The following is a 17,767-nucleotide window of genomic DNA, read 5'->3' as shown; positions in this document are numbered from 1 at the left end:
TTCCGGCCGTCGAGTTCCGACCGCCCAGGACTCGTATCCGCCGGCATCCGGTGCACGGCGCGAGCAGTCCGGGCATACCCCACAACCGCGTCGACCTGCCGCTGGACGGGCCGGTCGCGGACGCGGGTTTCGAAGTGCGGCGGAGCGGAGACGTGCGGCCCTGACCATGCCTTGCTAAAGTCAACAATGCACCTAGGTGCATTGTTGACTGGTGGTTTGCGCGAAGCGGGACGACGCGCCCGCGCGACCGCGGTGACGGAGGACGGTGATCGGCAGGTGCCCGACAGCGCATACCTGCGGTACGTCGCGCTGGGGGACAGCCAGACGGAAGGGCTCGGGGACGGCGACGACGTCCGGGGGCTGCGTGGCTGGGCGGACCGGCTCGCCGAGCAACTCGCGCGCAGCAGCCCGGACCTCGTGTACGCCAACCTCGCCGTACGGGGCCGGCTGGCCGGGCAGGTGCGAGCCGAACAACTCGAACCCGCCCTCGCTCTGCGCCCCGACCTCGTCACGGTCGTGGCCGGTGTCAACGACGTCCTGCGTCCCCGGTTCGACGCCGACGAGGTCGTCGCCCACCTGGACGCCATGTTCGCCGCACTCACCGCGCAGGGAGCCCGCGTCGCCACGCTGACCTTCCCGGACGTCGCCAGGATGACGCCTCTGGCCCGACCCGTCGGCCACCGCGTCCTCGCTCTGAACGACGGCATCCGCGTGGCCGCCCGGCGGCACGGTGTCGTGGTGGCCGAGACCTCCCACCATCCCGTCGTGACCGATCCGCGGCTGTGGAGCGCGGACCGCCTGCACGCCGCCCCGCTCGGCCACGCACGCATCGCCTCCGCGGTCGCGCAGGCACTCGACCTGCCGGGCAGCGACGACAGTTGGACGCGGCCATTGCCCGCCGACCACGCGACCCCGTCGGGACTGCGGGCGGTCCGCGCGGAGTTGCGCTGGGCGGGTTCCTTCCTCGGGCCGTGGATCGCGCGGCGGGTACGGGGACGGTCGTCCGGCGACGGCCGGACGGCGAAGAGGCCGGCGCTCCTGCCGGTGGCCGTGCCCGCCGAAGACCTGTCCTGACCGCCGAGGACCCGTGGCTCACTGACGTGACCCGTGTGTCTCAGGCCGCGACGAGCTCGCGAGGACGCAGGCGGCGTTGTCCGGCTCCACCGGCAACAGGGAGGTGGCGGGTCCCGCCGGGCCTCGGCGGTAGTGGGTGACGGCGGCATGGGCGAGCGACCCCACGCCGGCCGGGACGGCGACCAGGCCCGCCGGGCCCGCGCCCGCCGCGCCCAACCGCTCGTCGAGCAGGGGCACGCCGTCGCCTTCCTCCCGGACCTGGTCCGCAGCGGGTACGCGCCGACGGTGCCCCTCACGCCACTCCCGCACGGTCGCGGAAACGGAAGATCTTCACCGCCGTACGCGGGGGCCGCGGCGGCCATCCCGCGATCGTCGCCTGCCGGCAGGCGCTGGGACAGGCCGCCGAACCGATCGGCGGCGCGGTCTGAAAGAGCCCCCGCCGAGGGGGCTTCCAGTGCTCCGCTCAGGCAGTGATCAGGCGCGTCGGCAGGCGTCGGACGCGGTGTTAGGTTGGGCGTCATGGCTCTGCGCAATGCGGTGATGGCCGCGCTTCTGGAGGGCGAGGCGTCCGGGTACGACCTCGCGAAGGGGTTCGAGGTCTCCGTCGCCAACTTCTGGATGGCCACGCCGCAGCAGATCTACCGCGAGCTGGAGCGCATGGAGAGCGAGGGCATCGTCTCCGCCCGTGTCGTGCAGCAGGAGCGCCGCCCCAACAAGCGCCTCTACTCGCTCACCGAAGCGGGCCTCGAAGCCGTCCGTGCCTTCGTCTCCGACGCGCCCGCGAAGCCGACGGCCATCCGTGACGAGCTGCTCGTCAAGGTGCAGTGCGTCGACTTCGGCGACATCGAGGCCGTACGAGCCGACCTCGTCGAGCGCGTCGAACGGGCCGCGGCCAAGCTCGCCCGGTACGAGCGCGCACAGCAGCGCATGCTCGACGGGCGCACCGAGGACGAGTACTGCGCCACCGTCGAGCGCCTCGGGCCGTACCTCACCCTGCAGGGCGGACTCGCCCTGGAACGATCGACGATCCAGTGGGGCGAGATGGCTCTGAGGCGCCTTGCTCAGCGCACGGCGGCACTCGCCTCGGCAGCGCGCGCCTGACAGCGGAGCGAGCGTCGCCCGTCCGGCCAGGGGCACCTCGGACGGTGCCGTAAACCGATCGGTTTTTGATCGGGCGCAATCGCGTTAGCCTTTGGCATGACCTCAGAGGCGAAGACCAGCTCCCGCGACCGGCTGCTCGATGCGGCGGCCAGTCTCGCGTACGCCGAGGGCGTCGGTGTCGGCGTCGAGGCGCTGTGCAGGGCCGCGGGCGTCTCCAAGCGGTCGATGTACCAGCTCTTCGAGAGCAAGGACCACCTGCTCGCGGAGAGTCTGGAGCGCCGCGCGGCCGACTTCTCCGACCGGCTGCTGCCCCCGGAGGGCGACGGCGGTTCGCCCCGCGAACGGATCCTGCACGTCTTCACGCAGGCGGAGGCGCAGGCCGCCGCGCCGGGATACCGCGGCTGCCCCTATCTCGCCGTCCAGATCGAACTCAAGGACGTGGACCACCCCGCGAGCCGGGTGGCTCACAGGGTCAAGGCAACCCTGACGGACTTCTTCCGCGTGGAGGCGGAGCAGGGCGGGGCGAGCGATCCCGATCTGCTGGCCCGGCAGCTGACCCTGGTGTTCGACGGGGCGAGCGCCCGTGCGGGGGTCGGTGCCGACAACCTCGTGGGGCTCATCGGACCGACGGTGGCCGCGCTCCTGGACGCCGCAGGACTGCGCTGACCTGCTTCGTTCACGCTGACATGGCGCCCGCCCCGGTCTGGGGCGGGCGTGATCCAGTGCTGCCCGGCGACCCGTAGGTGCTGCTGTCGGCCTGTCACGCCTCGGTGTGAGTTTGAAGACAGGACTCAGTTGCCCCTTCCTGACTTGAATGCGGAAACCGATCGGTTTACGGTAGGCGGAAACCGATCGGTTTCCAACGTTCTGGAGGAAGTCATGACCGAAATCAAGGGAGCCACCGCGTTCGTCACCGGCGGCAGCAGGGGGATCGGCAAGGCTCTGGTCGAGGAGCTGTACGCCCGCGGAGCCGCCAAGGTGTACGCCACGGCCCGCGATCCGCGCACGGTGACGCACCCGGACGCCGTCCCGCTGGCGCTCGAGGTGACGGACCCCGCCTCCGTGGCTGCCGCCGCCGAGCAGGCGCAGGACGTCACCCTCCTGGTCAACAACGCCGGTGCCTACGTCGGGGCGTCCTTCCTCGACTCGTCCGTGGACGACGTCCGCCGCGAGTTCGAGACCAACTTCTACGGCCCGCTCCTGCTCGCCCGCGCCTTTGTGCCGATCATCGAGCGCAACGGCGGCGGCCACATACTCAACGCCCACTCCGTGCTCTCCTGGCTGGGCGTCTCGGGCTCCTACAGCGCCTCCAAGGCCGCCCTCTGGTCGCAGACCAACACCCTGCGGCTGGAACTGCACGAGCGCGGGATCGGTGTCACCGGCCTGCACATGGGTTACGTGGACACCGACATGGCCGCCCATGTGGACGCACCCAAGTCCGGTGCCCACGACATCGCGGCCCTGGCGCTCGACGGCGTCGAGGCGGGAGCCTTCGAGGTACTGGCGGACGACCTCACGCGGCAGGTCAAGGCGGGCCTGGCCGCAGACCCGGCGGTGCTCTACCCGCAGCTGGCCCAGTAGTACACGGCTGCCGGCCTGCCGCGGCCGGACCACCGGCGCTTCACCGCGCAGCCCGGCCCCTTCGCCCCGGCCGCCCGCACTCCTGTTGCGCGTTCCGCACTCCTGGCCTGCCGGGATCCCTTGACCTGGTGAGTCTTATTACGCAACTCTGGAGTTCGGAACCCCATGACGGCGCGGAGGGCGGCCCACGGTGGAGTGGACGGGTGCGGTGTACGCGGACAGACCGACGGTCGAGGTGACGACGTGGATCGCTGCCACACCGGAGCGGGTGTGGCAGCTGGTCTCGGACGTGGAGCTGATGCCGGGCATGAGCTCGGAGCTGCAGTCCGTCGAATGGCTCGACGGGGCCACCCGGCCCGCGGCCGGCGCCAGGTTCGTCGGGCGGAGCAGGCACGACTCCTTCGGCGAGTGGGCGACCACCTCGACGGTCGTCGAAGCCGAGCCGGGGCGGGTGTTCGCCTGGGCCGTGGAGGACCCGGCGCACCCGAGCGCCGTCTGGCGATTCCGGCTCGAACCCAAGGACGGGGGGACCGAGCTGACGCAGTGGATGCAGATGGGCCCCGGCCGCTCCGGACTCTCCTACGCGATCGACGCCATGCCGGACAAGGAGCAGAAGATCGTGTTCGTGCGCATGCGTGAGTTCGAGCGCAACATGACCGTCACGCTGGAGCACATCAAGAACCTGGCTGAGGCGTGATGCGCACGGCGACGACGGTCGAGGCGTCGGGCTTCGATTCCTGGACGGAGCAGGCGGACTTCGTCGTCGAGGCCGAGAAGGCCGGCCTCGACATCTGCTGGGTGGCCGAGGCGTGGGGCTCCGACGCCCCTTCCGCCCTGGGCTTCTACGCGGCCAGGACCGAACGCATGCTGCTCGGTTCCGCCGTGATGCAGGTCGGCACACGCACCCCGGTGGCGCTGGCGCAGACGGCGATCACCCTGTCCAACCTCTCCGGCGGGCGGTTCCTGCTGGGCCTCGGCCCCTCCGGTCCCCAGGTGATGGAAGGGCTGCACGGCGTGTCCTTCGCCCGGTCCCTGGCGCGCGTCCGCGAGACCGTGGAGATCGTGCGGCAGGCGGTGGCGGGCGACAAGATCTCGTACGCCGGCGAGGAGTTCACGATCCCGCGGCCCGGCGGGGACGCGGTACCCATGCGTCTGTCCATGCGAGCCGAGCACCCGATCCCGGTGTATCTGGCCGCCCTGTCCCCGGCCATGCTGCGGCTGACCGGCCGGGTCGCGGACGGCTGGCTCGGCACCAGCTTCGTCCCCGAAGGGGCGGCGGCTGCCTATTTCGCCCCGCTGGACGAAGGACTCGCCCTCAGCGGCCGCAGCCGTGCCGACTTCGACGTCTGCCAGGGCGCCGAGGTGGCCTTCGCCCCGGACGAGGAGGCGCTCGGCGCCATGGTCGCGGGCCGCAAGAAGGAACTGGCCTTCAGCCTGGGCGGGATGGGCTCCGCGTCGACCAATTTCTACAACCGCGCCTACAGCAGGCAGGGTTGGGCCGACGTGGCCGCGCAGGTCCGGGAGCGCTGGCAGGGCGGCGACCGCGAGGGTGCGGCCGGTCTGGTCACCGACGACATGGTGCTCGCCACCACACTGATCGGCACCGAGGACATGGTGCGGCGACGGCTGCGCGTATGGCGCGACGCGGGCGTGGACACCGTACGGCTGTATCCGGCCGGAGACGGCATGCCGGCGAAGCTCGACACGCTGGCCAGGGCCATCGAACTGGTCCGTGAAGTCGGTGATGCGTGATGACCGCGCGGAAGTCGTTCGCGAACTGGCCCTGCTCCATCGCGCGCACCGTCGATCTCCTCGGCGACGCGTGGACGTCGCTGGTGCTGCGGGAGGCGTTCTACGGAAGCCGGCGTTTCGACGAGTTCCAGCAGGAGCTGGGCATCGCGCGCAACACCCTGACGGACCGGCTGCGCGGTCTGGTGGCCGAGGGGCTGATGGAGAAGCGGCTCTACGACAGTGAGCCGCCCCGTTACGACTACGTGCTGACGGAGAAGGGGCGCGACTTCTTCCCCGTCCTCGCCGCGATGGCACGGTGGGGCGACCGATGGCTTGCGGGGGAGGAGGGAGTCCCCGTCACACTTCACCACGATTCCTGCGGCCACGACGCCGAGGCGCGGGTCGTGTGCTCCGCGTGCGGCGAGCCGATGGGATCCGAGAACACGTCCGTGCGGATGGGGCCCGGCTACCCGGAGCGGCTCAAGTCGCGGCCCGACGTCCAGCGCCGCTTCGCCCGGTCCTGACAGCGCCGCTTCGCGCGCTTCTTACGAGGCCGCTTCGTGTGCCTCTGGCAGGGGAGCGGCCCTGTCGCCGACGCGGCGCACCCGAGCCGGGGGATCGCTCGACGTGCCGTACGGCCCGTCGCGATTCGACCGGCCACGGGGCACGCGAGGTGATCAGAGCCGGCCGGTCGTGGCCTCGGTCGCCTGCCGTGCGTCGCCGTCCACTGGCTGCCGGGGCGCCCATTGCCGCCGGAGCAATGCGTGCGTGCGGTGGAAGAGAAATGCCGCCATGGGCAGTTCGGCGCAGACGGCGAAGGCGAGGGACCCCCAGACGGCCGGCGTGCCCAGGGAGAGGGAGACGTCGAACCATGCGTCGCACACGAGGAGGACTGCGCTGGCCAGCGCGGGCATCACCACCGCCCGGTGACGCCGCTTGGCGAGGACGGCCGTCGTCGTCAGCGCCGTGAGCAGCAGCACGTCGAATCCGACCCAGGTCGCACGCCACGCGTGGACGCGGTAGTCGGACGGCAGCGTCAGTCCGAGCAGCACCGTCCAGGGGACGAGGACCAGCGCTGACGCCGTGAGCAGCTCCACGACGTGCTTCCGGCGCCGCTCCTCCGGGGTGGCGCGCCCGCCTCGCCCGCAATGAGCGGCTTTGGCCGGAAGGGGTGCATCCGGGAAGGCGGCGACCGTCCCGGTGGTCGTGGTCGGCCGGCTCATCGCCGCGTCCGTCTGTCGGTTCCGCTCTCCTGGGGCGCCGGGTGCCGGGCCGCGACGCGACCGGTCGCGAACCAGCCGAGGACCGCGAGGAGCAGACCGACGAGGGCGTTCGAGAGATCACGGCTCAGCAGCATCACCGCGGCGGCCAGGTCGAGACCCACCGCGAGCAGGACGATCGCGCCGCGCTGCCGTGTTCCGCGCGACGCCGTGCCGGGTGCGGGGCGGCCGGAGCCACCGCGGAAGAGCCCCGGGGTGAAGTGGCTCATCGCGGCCGCCTTCGCCGTCCCGTACGACCGTTGTCCATGCCAGCCTCCAGAGAGCCCACGGATGTAAGCGACAACGGGCAGGTGATCCGCCCGTATTTCCGGGGGCGGCGCCGATGGGCGGTATTCGGACGTGAGATAAGGCACAGGACGGGGAGAAGGGGCGGGAATGCGCAAGCCCCCCGCCCTGTTACAACGAGCGTGACTGACATGCTCGGATCAATCCGGGGATGTCGGTGAAAGGAGCACCTCATGGCACGCAGCACCGCACGCCCCGTCGTCACCCTCAGGTCGACCGCCGGGACCGGCGTCACCTACGTGACGCGCAAGAACCGTCAGAACGACGCCGACCGGCTCGTCCTGCGCAAGTACGACCCGGTGGTCGGCAGGCACGTCGCGTTCCGGGAGGAGCGCTGACCCAGGCGCCACGCCACCGGACGCACGGTCACCAGGAAGGACATCGCATGAAGACCCGTATCCACCCCGAACTCCGCCCGGTCGTCTTCCGTGACCGCGCCGCCGACGTCGCCTTCCTCACGCGCTCGACCGCGGACTCCGCCCGGACGATCGAGTGGCAGGACGGTCACACCTACCCGCTGATCGACGTGGAGATCTCGTCTGCGAGCCACCCCTTCTACACCGGGACCTCGCGGGTCCTGGACACGGAGGGCCGAGTCGAGCGGTTCGAACGCCGCTACGGCCGTACGTCCGCGGCCCGAGTCTGAAGCGCCCCCTCGCGCAGCGGCCCGCGCCCGACACGCACACGGCGTGCCGAGGCCCGCGCCGAAGAACGGTCTTCCGTACATGGAGGAGAGCAGAGTCATGAAGGTACGCAAGTCCCTGCGGTCACTTAAGTCCAAGCCCGGGGCCCAGGTGGTCCGCCGGCGTGGTGTGACGTTCGTGATCAACAAGAAGGACCCGCGTTTCAAGGCCCGCCAGGGCTGACGGAACGCACACCGAGCGGCCTGCCCGGCCTCCGCGGATCGCGGAGGCCGGGCAGTCGTGCGTCCGGGACCGATGACGCCCGGTCCGGCCGGCGGCCGGAACCGCGGACGCCGTGCGCAGACTCCCGCCATGCATCGGCGCGCGTGCGCTTCCCCTGCTCAGGCGGCTGGAAACGCGCGAGGCCGTATGCAATTCCTGTGAATTTCCGAGGCACTTGAACGCGCCATGACTCATCTCCGTATAGGGCCACGGGGATTTCGATGTCGAGCCGCTCACGACGCGCAGGAGTAGTGCCTTGAGACGCAACACGCGCAGACGCCGACCCACGGGTGCACGGCGTGCGACCTCGCTGGCGATCGCCATGATGCTGGGCGGAGGTGGGCTCGTGGCCGTCAACGTCTACGCGTCGGCCACCGAGGGCGACTCCGGCCAGACGCAGGGGAGCGACGCCGACCACGTCCTCGCCTCCGGTGCCGCCACGATCGACTGTCCGGACGTCGGCGCCAAGCTGACGGACGTGCCGGAAGAGGCCAAGGCGGACGTGGACAAGGAACTCGCGCTCCTTGACCAGCAGATAGCCGAGGCCTACCAGCGGGTCCAGGAATCGGCGCAGGCGCAGCAGCAGGACAACGGCTTCGCCGACAACGCGATCATGAACCCGTTGAAGGAGAAGCGGACGGCGACGATCGGGCGGATCGCCGACGCCATCGACCGCGTCGGAGACCGTCCCGAAGGACTGGACGAGCTCGCCCCCTGCACCCTGCAGGCCTCGGGCAACAAGAACGGCGACGGCCAGGACGGGAACGCCGGCGACCAGAGCGGTCAGGACCAGAGCGCCGGCCAGGAACAGCCGGGCGGTCAGGACCAGAACGGCGGCCAGGACCAGGGCAACGGCCAGGCCGGCAACGGCGGTCAGGCCGGCAACGGCCCCGTGGCCGCCGACTACGCGGACATCAACTCCGTCCAGCCCAATGTGCAGAACCCGAACCCCGGCGGGGACGCCTCACGCGGCACCTTCGCCACCAGCTGCGGCGTCAACGCCAACGGCCTGTTCAACTCGGACAACGTGATCGTGGCCCCTGGCGTCACCAACGGCGCGCACCACTTCCACGACTACGTCGGCAACCAGTCCAACAACGCCTTCGCCACCGACGACGACCTGGCGAAGGCCGACACGACCTGCGAGAACCAGGGCGACAAGTCCACCTACTACTGGCCCGTGCTGCGCCTGCAGAACGGCACCCAGGAGCGGGACGCGGGCGCGCCCGGCGGCGGGACCGAGGGCAACGCCGGCCAGATCGTCACGCCCAAGCAGGTCACCCTGACCTTCGTGGGCAGCCCGCGCGGCAAGGTCACGGCCATGCCGCGACTGCTGCGCATCATCACCGGTGACGCCAAGGCCTTCGTCAACGGCCCCGGCAACGCCAACGCCTCCTGGAGCTGCACCGGCTTCGAGGACCGGCAGCTGAAGGACAAGTACCCGATCTGCCCGAAGGGCAGCGACGTGGTCCGCACCTTCAAGTTCCAGAGCTGCTGGGACGGTCAGAACATCGACAGCGCCAACCATCGTACGCACGTGGCGTTCGCCGCGGCCGACGGCAGCTGCGCGGGCGGCTTCCGGGCGATCCCGCAACTGGTTCAGCGCATCGTGTACGACGTCGACGCGCCCAGCCTGGACGACGGCGGCAAGACCACCCCGCTGTTCGCGGTGGACTCGTTCCCCGAGCAGCTCCACAAGCCGGTCACCGACCACGGAGACTTCATCAACGTCTTCGACGAGAACCTGATGCGGGAGATGGTCGACTGCATCAACGGCGGCCGCAAGTGCGGCGCCGGTACGGGCGGCGGGGACGAGCCGCCGCAGGACGACCCGGAGCCCACCCCCACGCAGACCGCCGACGACCCCGAGCCCACCCCCACCCAGACCGCCGACGACCCCGCCGACGGGAACAACAGCGGAAACGGCGACGGAAACGGCACGAGCGACCCGGGCAACGGCACCGGCAACCCGGGCGGCGGCGACAACGGCGGTGACGACGCGTCGCAGCCTCCGGCCGACACCGGCACGACGACCAGCGCACCGGCCGGCGGCGGCACGCACACCGAAAAGTCGGACCCCGGGCCCGACACCAAGTCCGACACCAAGCCCGCTGCCTCCCAGAGCGCCAAAGCCCCCGCGGGCCAGGGCGACACGGACGACAACGGCGGCGAGGCGGGCGACTCCGGACAGGCGCCCGCCACGCAGGCGCCCGCTCCGTCGGCCGACGACCAGACCGAGCCGCAGGCGGTGACGGGCGATCTCGCCGACACCGGAACGCAGTTGTGGCCGGCCGCGGTGGGAGGCCTCCTCGTGATCGGGGGCTTCGTCCTCCTTCGCCGTATCAGGCGCAGCTCCATGTGATCGCGGGCTGATCGAGCGCCGTGAACCAGGCGAGCCGGCTGCCCCAGGCAGCCGGCTCGTCCCGTCCGAAGCCGAGCACGAGGCCTGTCGGCCCGACGTCCACCGGGCCGCGACTGGACGGGCACCCCCGGTCCGCGCCAGAACGAGCTGTTCAGGGTCTTGCCGCGATCTCGATCGACTGGTCTCCTGTACCCCCGGTGATCGGCGACGCGTTCACCGCCCGGTTGCGCGCGCACCCGGCAGGAGCAGCGGACCAGGACGGGAACGGCGTGGAATCGACGGCTGGAGAGAACGTACGGGACACCCTGCCCGAGGGACTGGGCACCGCCATACGCGAAACCGCCGAGGACATAGCCGCGCTGCTGCGCCAGTGCACCGACATGGAGCGCCCCGTCCCCGGTTCCCAGTGGACCGTGGGGGAGGCGGCGGCCCATCTGGCACAGGCCAACGAACTCATGGCCGACCTCGCCGCGGGAAACCCACGCCCCTACGGTGACGGCACACCGCAGAGCCTCGCCGCGGCCAACGAGCAGGCGCTCGCCGCCTTCGACGAGCGCGCGGCCGAACCGCTGGCCGCCATGATCGTGGACCAGGCCGACGCCTATCTGAAGGCGCTGGACGAAGGCGCCGCGGACGGAACCGTCCTCACCCCGCTGGGCCCGATGAACCCCGTGGTCCTGGGGTCCTACCTGCTCACGCACATGCTGGGCCACGGATACGACCTGGCCCGCGCCCTGCGCCGACCCCACATGATCGACCGTGCCCGGGTCGGCCTCACCCTGCCGTTCATGCTCACGGCCATGCCACGGGTGACGGACACGGCCCGCACCGCCGAGCTGACCGTCCGCTACGCGATCCGCCTCTGGGGCGGCGAACGGTTCGGTGTGACGGTGGACGACGGTGCGGTGTCCGTCGAGGCACAGCCGTCCGCCCGCCCGGACTGCACCATCCACATCGAGCCGGTCACCTTCTTCCTGATGGCCCTCGGCCGCCGCGGCCAGGTAGGCGCCCTGGCCCAGGGCCGCATCCTCGTGACCGGTCGCAGGCCCTGGCTCGCGCCCCGCTTCCCGGGCCTGTTCAAGGCGCCCTGAGAAGCCGCACCGCGCGCAGGCCCGGCCGGGGACGAGCCCCGAGGGGCGATGCCGGTGGCCTGTGCTTCACGTGTACGCGCACTGGCATCGCTTCGACGGGTCGACCGCACAGTTCGTCCACCGCATGCTCACCGACCCGCGGCACCCGTGCTCGACAGCGGTCCACTTCGACAGCCATTCGTTCACGCCGTACACGAGCCCGACGACGGAGGAGGAGCGAACGGCGGCGTCACGGCTTGCGGCGGGCCGGGGCGTCGCGGCAGGGTTCCGCGGTATGGCTACCTTGCTGATCGTGCATCACACTCCCTCGCCCAACTGCCAGGCCCTGTTCGAGGCCGTCGTCGCCGGTGCGACGGCCCCGGAGATCGAGGGTGTCCGGGTGGTGCGGCGGGCGGCGCTGTCCGCCACGGCGGCCGACGTGCTGGCCGCCGACGCGTACCTGCTCGGCACACCGGCGAATCTGGGCTACATGTCCGGGGCGCTGAAGCACTTCTTCGACCAGGTCTACTACCCCTGCCTGGACGAGACGCGGGGGCGGCCCTTCGGCTTCTGGGTGCACGGCGGCAATGACGTCACCGGCGCGGTGCGGGGCATCGAGTCGATCACCACGGGCCTGGGCTGGCGACGTGCCGCCGAGCCGGTGACGGTGACCGGGGAGCCGGCCAAGGCGGACACCGAAGCGTGCTGGGAACTCGGTGCGACGGTGGCGGCGGGCCTGATGGGCTGACTCCGGCGGGCAGCGTGAGCGGCGCCCGGCCTCGGCGTCGCCCGTGGGCGTGTCGGGAGACAGCATCCCGTGGAGTGGGGTAGACTTGATCTTGAGCAGAACGCCTGAACCGACAGGTGTCCGGCCGTGCGTTGGTGGTCCAAGGAAAGACGTCCCGCTTCCTGCGGGGAGATGCAGGTGCAAGGCCTGCCCGGCGCTCCGATCCGAACCCCGCCCCTGTCTGGGGGCGGGGTTCACGCGTTCGCGCAACATCCTGCCGAGACGGCCGACTCCTCGGACCGCCTTCGGGCGCGGGCGAGTTCCGCACTAGGGCAGTGCGGCCAGCCAGTCCGTGAGGATCCGGTTCACCTCGTCGGGCCGCTCCTGCTGGACGAAGTGGCCGCAGCCGTCGAGGAGATGGGACGAGACGAGTCCGGGCAGCGTGGTGGGGTAGGCCTCGATCGCGTCGGCCAGCCACATGGTCGACGCGTCCAGCCGTCCGCCGACGAACAGGGACGGCTGGGTGAGGGGAGACCCGTCGAAGGCGGCTAGATCCTCCCAGTCGCGGTCCATGTTCCGGTAGCGGTTCAGTGCCCCGGTCAGGCCGGTCCGCTCGAACTCCGCTGCATAGAAGTCGAGTTCGCTCTCGCCGAGCCATGCGGGCAGGACACCGGCGGGGAACCTCTCGCGCAGCGTCCCGCCCGTGCCGACGAAGTGCGGGTCGGGGGCGCCTTGCGCGGGCATGGTGTCGGCCGACAGGGCGGCGTAGAACCCGGCGAGCCAGCCGCGTACGTCGGGTTCGATCTCGGCTTCGGCACGGCCGGGCCGCTGGAAGTAGGAGACGTAGAACTCCTCGTTCGCGGCCATCGCCGCGAAGACCTCGCTGGGGCGCGGACCGCCGCGCGGAGCGTAGGGCACACTCATGAGTCCCACCGCACGGAAGACATCCGGCCTGAGCAGTGCGGAGTTCGCGGCGATGGCCGCCCCCCAGTCGTGACCGACGATCACCGCCGTGTCCTCGCCCAAGGCCCGCACCACCTCGGCGTTGTCCGCCACCAGGTCGACGATCCGGTAGGCGGCCGTGTCGTCGGGCTTCGAGGAGCGGCCGTAGCCGCGGACGTCGAGCGCGGCCACGCGGTAGCCGGCGTCGGCCAGTGCGGGCAACTGGTGACGCCAGGAGTACCAGGACTCCGGGAAGCCGTGCACGAGCAGCACCAGCGGACCGCTGCCTTGTTCCACCAGATGGATACGGCCCGCTGACGACGGGACCAGGCGATGAGTGACGTTCGTGTCCTGCCAGTGCATGAGTCCTCCGCGTCGATCGGCCTGCCTGGGCCGCGGCCGGGGTGGCTCACCCGTGCCCGGTGCTCACAGCCGATCATGCGGGGCGGATCGCGCACGGGGCGAGCGTTGTTGCCGGACCGGCAAACCACCGCCCGGTGCGCCCTTCTGGCCGGACGCCGATGCACCGTCCGGCGCACGGTCCCCCGTCCGAAGGCCGTCGCTCGTCGCTGCCCGGCGGCACCGGGCGGCCCGTGGGACCTCCCGGCCTCGACGACTTCGGCGCGAACGTGATGCCGGTGGCGGGCACCTGAGGCGGCGGGTGCCAGAGGCGGCGCCGCGCACAGAGAATGCGCAAATACGGCTTTCATGCTTATCGGTCCACTATGATCACTTGCACAGGCACAGGCACAGGCCACGCGGCGCCGTCGCACGGTCGGCGCCGCGTGCCGTGTCGGTGTCCGAGGTCCGGCCGGTCAGTGCTTGGCGGAACGGCCCCCGTGTCCCGACGGCGGTCCTGCCTGCGTCTGTGCTTTCACCTTCACCACGTCCACATCACTCGCCCGGACATACGCGAGCCGATGCCCGAACTGGATCTCGTAGTACGCCTCCTGACCCTTGACGACGGGGCTCGGCTTGTCCTCGAAGGTCGACCGGTCGACGTACGAGCCGACCAGACGGGACTGCGTCACATACCGCTGGCCCGCGCGAAGCGTGTACGGCAGCGGAGACTCCTGGGGCTCCGGCACGCCCTCGGGGTAGGCGTCGTCCTCCGGGAGAGCGCGCCCGAACACCTCGACCTCCGAGAGGCCCTCCTTGGGAGTGACCATCTGGCCGCTCGCGCCGACGGCCGTGGGGTGAATCCTCGGATTCCTGAACCAGGCCTTGTTGCCCAGGTACCAGATCGCCGTCCAGTCGCCGCTGCGGTCGGCGACCGCGTAGGTCTGGCCGGCGGAGACCCGCGAACCCAGGTCGTTGACGTCCTCCGTGGAGTCGTCGCCGTCCGGGCGCCGGCCGGGGTCCTGGATCAGCGGAGCGTCGTCGGCCGGCGCGGTGTGCAGGCGGACGGCGCTGGAGCCGTGCGGCGCGCACGCCGCCCCGTCCTCCGTGCACCCGGTGAACCGCGGCCTGTGCGCGTCGAAGTCCGGGAGCACCATCACCATGTCGCTGTCCGGCCCCGCCGTGGCCTTCAGCGGCGCGCCGAGCAGGTCGAAGTAGTGCCGCCAGTCCCAGTAGGGACCCGGGTCGTCGTGCATGTCGGGGATGGAGTCGGCGGTCGGGGCGGGCACGTTGTCGTGTCCGAAGATGTGCTGCCGGTCCAGCGGGACGTGGTACTTCTTCGCGAGGTAACGCACCAGGCGGGCCGAGGAGCGGTACATCTGCTCCGTGTACCAGGCGTCGGGCTGAGCGAGGAAACCCTCGTGCTCGATGCCGATCGACCGCCCGTTCACGAACTGGCTGCCGGAGTGCCAGGCGGCGTCCTTGGTCTTGATGTGCTGGATGACGTGGCCGTCACTGGAGCGGACCGAGTAGTGCCACGAGGCCTCCTCGGGATCCTGCACCGTCTGGAGCATGGACGTCAGAGGTGCTTCGGTGTCGTGGATGACGATGTAATCGATCTTCTGGTCCTTGGGCCGGTCGGCCAGATCGTGGTTGCCGTAGCGCTCGTCGTCGATCTCCGTGTACGGCGCGCTGAGCCAGGAGCACGACAGCTCCTTGGGGCACTCGACGTCCTTCGGTCGCTTGGCCCCGGCCGTGCTCGCCGCGTGGGGCCGCACATCAGGGCCGGCGGGGAGCGTGACGCGCTGCCCGGCGTCGGTGGTGCGGTGGGCGCCACTGCGGATCACCGCGAACACGTCGTTCGCGAAGGTGGCCGCCGCCTCTTCGTCGTCCGTGCCCGGGAATTCCGACACCGCCTCCCACCAGTCCGCCGGATCGGCGCTGAGCGGCTTGCCCAGCTTGCGCTGGGCCGCGGCGAGGAGGGCCGCGCCGCCGCGGACGTTGTCGGAGGAGTCGGTCCGCAGCCGCTCCTCCGGAACCCCGATGAGGCGGGCGGCCTTGCGCAGGTCCGTCGGCTGGAGAGGCCCGCCGGGAGCGCTCGCCTGGGCCGAGGGCGGCGGCCCGGCCGCGACCACCCGGGGCCTGGTGGTTCCGTGGTACGGCGCCTGCGACTGGTGGACGTCCACCAGGTGCATGGGCCCGTAGCCGCCGCTGACGCTCGGCGCGCCCGGATGGGAGTCCCACCGGGACTGGAGGTACGACACGCCCATGAGCACGCTGCGCGGCACGCGGTACTCGTCCGCCGCGGTGGTGAAGTCGTTCTGCAGGCGCCGGTCCGCCGCCACCCCGTCGTCCGACGGGCCGGACAGCAGGGGGATGAGGAGCGGAGCCATCAACGCCGTCGACGCGGTCACACAGACCATCCGACGGTGCCTGCGTACGGCAGTGGGGACACGAGGGGTAGAACGTTTCTTCACTGCGGGCGTCTCCAATGCTCGTCACAACCGGGACAGCGGACTTGCCGTTCTCGACACCTCCTGTACGTTTCCGTGCTTGGAGCGCCACGTCGCGCCAAGGGTCACCGGCGTGGACCAGCGGTCCGGCAGAGGCCACCCGGTCGGCGGCAGCACGAAGGCCCCGGCCGCGAGCGCGGCGCGGGGTCACGTACGGCTGCCGCGGTGCGGTGGCGGCGGGGTGACGGCTCAGTCCTCGGCCGGGTCCACCTGCCAGTCGGGGTGCCCCGGCATCGGCGGGGTGTGCGAGCCGTGGAGCCACGGGGTCAGGAAAGGCTCCAGGTCCTGTCCGGCGGTCTCGGAGGCGAGGGCGACGAAGTCCTCGGTTCCGGCCGCGCGGTCCCGGTACTTCGTGACCCAGGCCCGCTCGATCTTGTCGAAGGTCTCCTCGCCGACCTTCTCCCGAAGGGCGTAGAGCACCAGCGCCGAACCGTCGTAGCGCATCTGCTTGAACAGGGTCGGCGCGGTGGGCTCGGCGGGTGCGCCCGCGTCGTGCCGCCACTGGTCGTGCTGCTCGTAGGCCAGCCGCATCGCGTCCTCCATGTCGGGACCGCCGTGCGTCTCGGCGTACAGACGTTCGTAGAACCGGGCGTGTCCCTCGCTCAGCCACAGGTCCGACCAGCGCCGGATGGCGACGCTGTCGCCGGTCCACTGGTGGGCCAGCTCGTGCACGAGGTTGCGCTCGGCCTCCGTCCGGTCGCCCAGCAGGTCGCCCTTCGGCACCACGGACAGCGACTGTGTCTCCAGCGCCGCCGGCAGATCGGTGTCCCCGACCAGCACGCCGTAGCGGTGGAAGGGGTACGGCCCGAGCCGCTCTTCCAGCCACTCCAGGTGCTCGGCGGTGAGTGAGCGGTACTCCTTGGTCCGGTCCACCAGGCTGTCCGGGACGGCGTCCCGCAGGGGCAGGCCGTGCGGTCCCGTGCTCTCGGCGAACGTGAACTTCCCGACCGCCATCTGGACCAGCTGCGGCGAGACCGGGTGCTCGGAGTCGTAGGTCCACCGCAGGCGTCCGTCGGGCTGCTGTGTCCGCTCGACGAGCCGGCCGTTGGCCACCGCGCCGAGGCCGGACGGTGTGGTGATCCGGAAGGTGACCGGGGCCCGCAGACTGGGGTGGTCGTTCGACGGGAAGATCATCTTGGCGCCGTCGGGCTGGGCGAAGAGCAGGGTGCCGTCGGGCGTGGGCACCCAGCCGTAGGAGCCGACCGCGTCGCCGCGGTGCCGCTGCTGTGTCGGGTCGGCGGTGTAGGCGACCCGGACGGTGAACGCGCCGCCCTGGGGGATCGGCTTCGCCGGGGTGACCACGAGCTCGTCGCCGTCGCGTACCGCCTTCGCCTCCAGGCCGTCCACCGTGACCGTGCGCAGAGTGTTGCCCGCGAAGTCGAGGTCGAAGCGGGACAGGGCCTGCGTGGCGGTGGCACTGATGGTGGCGGCCGCTTCGAACGGCGTCCTCGGCGCCCGCCAGTCGAAGTCGAGAGCGTAATGGCGGACCGTGTAGCCTCCGTTGCCGGCGAGGGGCATGAGGGGGTCGCCGATTCCGCGCGCGCCAGGGGAGGGATCCGCCCCGGTCCTGGCGGCGGAGGGGCCCGGGGCGATGACGCCGGGAGGATCGGAGGAGTGGCCGCCTTCGCCGGGGAGACCGATCAGGACGGTGGCCGCGGCGATCCCGACGGTGCTGCCCAGGGTGAGCACGAAGGCCATACGACGGGTACGCAGGCCCCGGACGGCGCGTTCCTCGCCGGCCGGGTCCCGCGGCGGCCGGGTGCGCGCCGTCCTCATCGGAGCGTCCGACGGGCGTCCCGGGACACGGACGCAGGTCGGCACGCGCGGCCGCTCGTCGGTCGATGGACGCGCCTGCCG

19 protein-coding genes are annotated in these 17,767 nt (G+C 71.3%); 13 read left to right on the top strand and 6 right to left on the bottom strand.

Annotated elements, in window-relative coordinates:
* Positions 1-276 precede the first annotated feature (276 nt).
* Positions 277-1,074, top strand: a complete 798-nt coding sequence (locus H305_RS0116755) for an SGNH/GDSL hydrolase family protein (protein ID WP_028801387.1) — start codon at positions 277-279, stop codon at positions 1,072-1,074.
* Positions 1,075-1,092: 18 nt separating this feature from the next.
* Here H305_RS0116755 and H305_RS0116750 read toward each other — a convergent pair whose 3' ends face one another.
* Positions 1,093-1,311 (bottom strand): hypothetical protein, encoded by a 219-nt coding sequence (locus H305_RS0116750; protein ID WP_028801386.1) that lies wholly within the window; start codon positions 1,309-1,311, stop codon positions 1,093-1,095.
* A 282-nt stretch (positions 1,312-1,593) separates the two neighbouring features.
* Between H305_RS0116750 and H305_RS0116745 the strand changes: the two genes are divergently transcribed.
* The 6 genes from H305_RS0116745 (at position 1,594) to H305_RS0116720 (ending at position 6,011) form a co-directional block, all read left to right on the top strand.
* Positions 1,594-2,175 carry a PadR family transcriptional regulator gene (locus tag H305_RS0116745; protein WP_028801385.1) on the top strand — a complete coding sequence of 194 codons (582 nt, stop codon included), beginning with the start codon at positions 1,594-1,596 and terminating at the stop codon, positions 2,173-2,175.
* Between the two features lie 96 nt (positions 2,176-2,271).
* Positions 2,272-2,841: a TetR/AcrR family transcriptional regulator gene (locus H305_RS0116740; protein ID WP_028801384.1), complete on the top strand. Its 570-nt coding sequence runs from the start codon at positions 2,272-2,274 to the stop codon at positions 2,839-2,841.
* Positions 2,842-3,054: 213 nt separating this feature from the next.
* Entirely contained in the window at positions 3,055-3,756 is a 702-nt protein-coding gene (locus tag H305_RS0116735; protein WP_028801383.1) for an SDR family oxidoreductase, read from the top strand.
* Positions 3,757-3,946: 190 nt separating this feature from the next.
* Positions 3,947-4,453: an SRPBCC family protein gene (locus tag H305_RS0116730; protein WP_028801382.1), complete on the top strand. Its 507-nt coding sequence runs from the start codon at positions 3,947-3,949 to the stop codon at positions 4,451-4,453.
* A complete protein-coding gene (locus tag H305_RS0116725; RefSeq protein ID WP_028801381.1) occupies positions 4,453-5,508 on the top strand; it encodes an LLM class flavin-dependent oxidoreductase in 1,056 nt (351 codons plus the stop codon). Before H305_RS0116730 ends, H305_RS0116725 begins: the two co-directional genes overlap by 1 nt.
* Complete coding sequence (locus H305_RS0116720; RefSeq protein ID WP_037764204.1) at positions 5,508-6,011, top strand: winged helix-turn-helix transcriptional regulator; 504 nt, start codon at positions 5,508-5,510, stop codon at positions 6,009-6,011. The genes H305_RS0116725 and H305_RS0116720 overlap by 1 nt, the downstream gene beginning before the upstream one ends.
* 153 nt (positions 6,012-6,164) lie before the next feature.
* Here the strand turns inward: H305_RS0116720 and H305_RS46205 are convergent, their stop codons facing one another.
* On the bottom strand, positions 6,165-6,710 hold the full coding sequence (locus H305_RS46205) for a hypothetical protein (protein ID WP_199791417.1): 546 nt from the start codon (positions 6,708-6,710) through the stop codon (positions 6,165-6,167).
* On the bottom strand, positions 6,707-6,976 hold the full coding sequence (locus H305_RS0116710; protein ID WP_028801379.1) for a hypothetical protein: 270 nt from the start codon (positions 6,974-6,976) through the stop codon (positions 6,707-6,709). Before H305_RS0116710 ends, H305_RS46205 begins: the two co-directional genes overlap by 4 nt.
* A gap of 249 nt (positions 6,977-7,225) precedes the next feature.
* Here H305_RS0116710 and rpmG point away from each other — a divergent pair, with 249 nt between their 5' ends.
* From rpmG to H305_RS0116680, 6 genes are all read left to right on the top strand, one after another.
* Positions 7,226-7,390, top strand: a complete 165-nt coding sequence (gene rpmG, locus H305_RS49415) for a 50S ribosomal protein L33 (protein ID WP_051370651.1) — start codon at positions 7,226-7,228, stop codon at positions 7,388-7,390.
* 47 nt (positions 7,391-7,437) lie between these two features.
* Positions 7,438-7,698 (top strand): type B 50S ribosomal protein L31, encoded by a 261-nt coding sequence (locus tag H305_RS0116700; protein ID WP_028801378.1) that lies wholly within the window; start codon positions 7,438-7,440, stop codon positions 7,696-7,698.
* A gap of 97 nt (positions 7,699-7,795) precedes the next feature.
* On the top strand, positions 7,796-7,918 hold the full coding sequence (gene ykgO / locus H305_RS0116695; protein ID WP_028801377.1) for a type B 50S ribosomal protein L36: 123 nt from the start codon (positions 7,796-7,798) through the stop codon (positions 7,916-7,918).
* A 364-nt stretch (positions 7,919-8,282) separates the two neighbouring features.
* Positions 8,283-10,319 carry a DUF1996 domain-containing protein gene (locus H305_RS0116690; protein ID WP_107440046.1) on the top strand — a complete coding sequence of 679 codons (2,037 nt, stop codon included), beginning with the start codon at positions 8,283-8,285 and terminating at the stop codon, positions 10,317-10,319.
* Between the two features lie 269 nt (positions 10,320-10,588).
* On the top strand, positions 10,589-11,410 hold the full coding sequence (locus tag H305_RS0116685; protein ID WP_028801375.1) for a maleylpyruvate isomerase family mycothiol-dependent enzyme: 822 nt from the start codon (positions 10,589-10,591) through the stop codon (positions 11,408-11,410).
* Positions 11,411-11,684: 274 nt separating this feature from the next.
* Positions 11,685-12,137 (top strand): flavodoxin family protein, encoded by a 453-nt coding sequence (locus H305_RS0116680; RefSeq protein ID WP_028801374.1) that lies wholly within the window; start codon positions 11,685-11,687, stop codon positions 12,135-12,137.
* A gap of 306 nt (positions 12,138-12,443) precedes the next feature.
* Here the strand turns inward: H305_RS0116680 and H305_RS0116675 are convergent, their stop codons facing one another.
* From H305_RS0116675 to H305_RS0116660, 3 genes are all read right to left on the bottom strand, one after another.
* The gene (locus H305_RS0116675) at positions 12,444-13,421 is read right to left on the bottom strand and encodes an alpha/beta fold hydrolase (protein ID WP_028801373.1); all 978 of its coding nucleotides are present in this window, start codon (positions 13,419-13,421) and stop codon (positions 12,444-12,446) included.
* A gap of 452 nt (positions 13,422-13,873) precedes the next feature.
* Positions 13,874-15,820, bottom strand: coding sequence for an N-acetylmuramoyl-L-alanine amidase (locus H305_RS0116665; RefSeq protein ID WP_199791416.1), 1,947 nt, complete (start codon positions 15,818-15,820; stop codon positions 13,874-13,876).
* Positions 15,821-16,099: 279 nt separating this feature from the next.
* A complete protein-coding gene (locus H305_RS0116660) occupies positions 16,100-17,686 on the bottom strand; it encodes a M1 family metallopeptidase (protein ID WP_234020912.1) in 1,587 nt (528 codons plus the stop codon).
* Positions 17,687-17,767 lie beyond the last annotated feature (81 nt).

Origin of the sequence: Streptomyces sp. 142MFCol3.1 (assembly GCF_000424945.1) — a bacterium.
Lineage (GTDB): Bacteria > Actinomycetota > Actinomycetes > Streptomycetales > Streptomycetaceae > Streptomyces > Streptomyces siamensis.
Note: the sequence above shows the minus strand (reverse complement) of the source record. Positions and strands in the feature narration are given on the sequence as shown.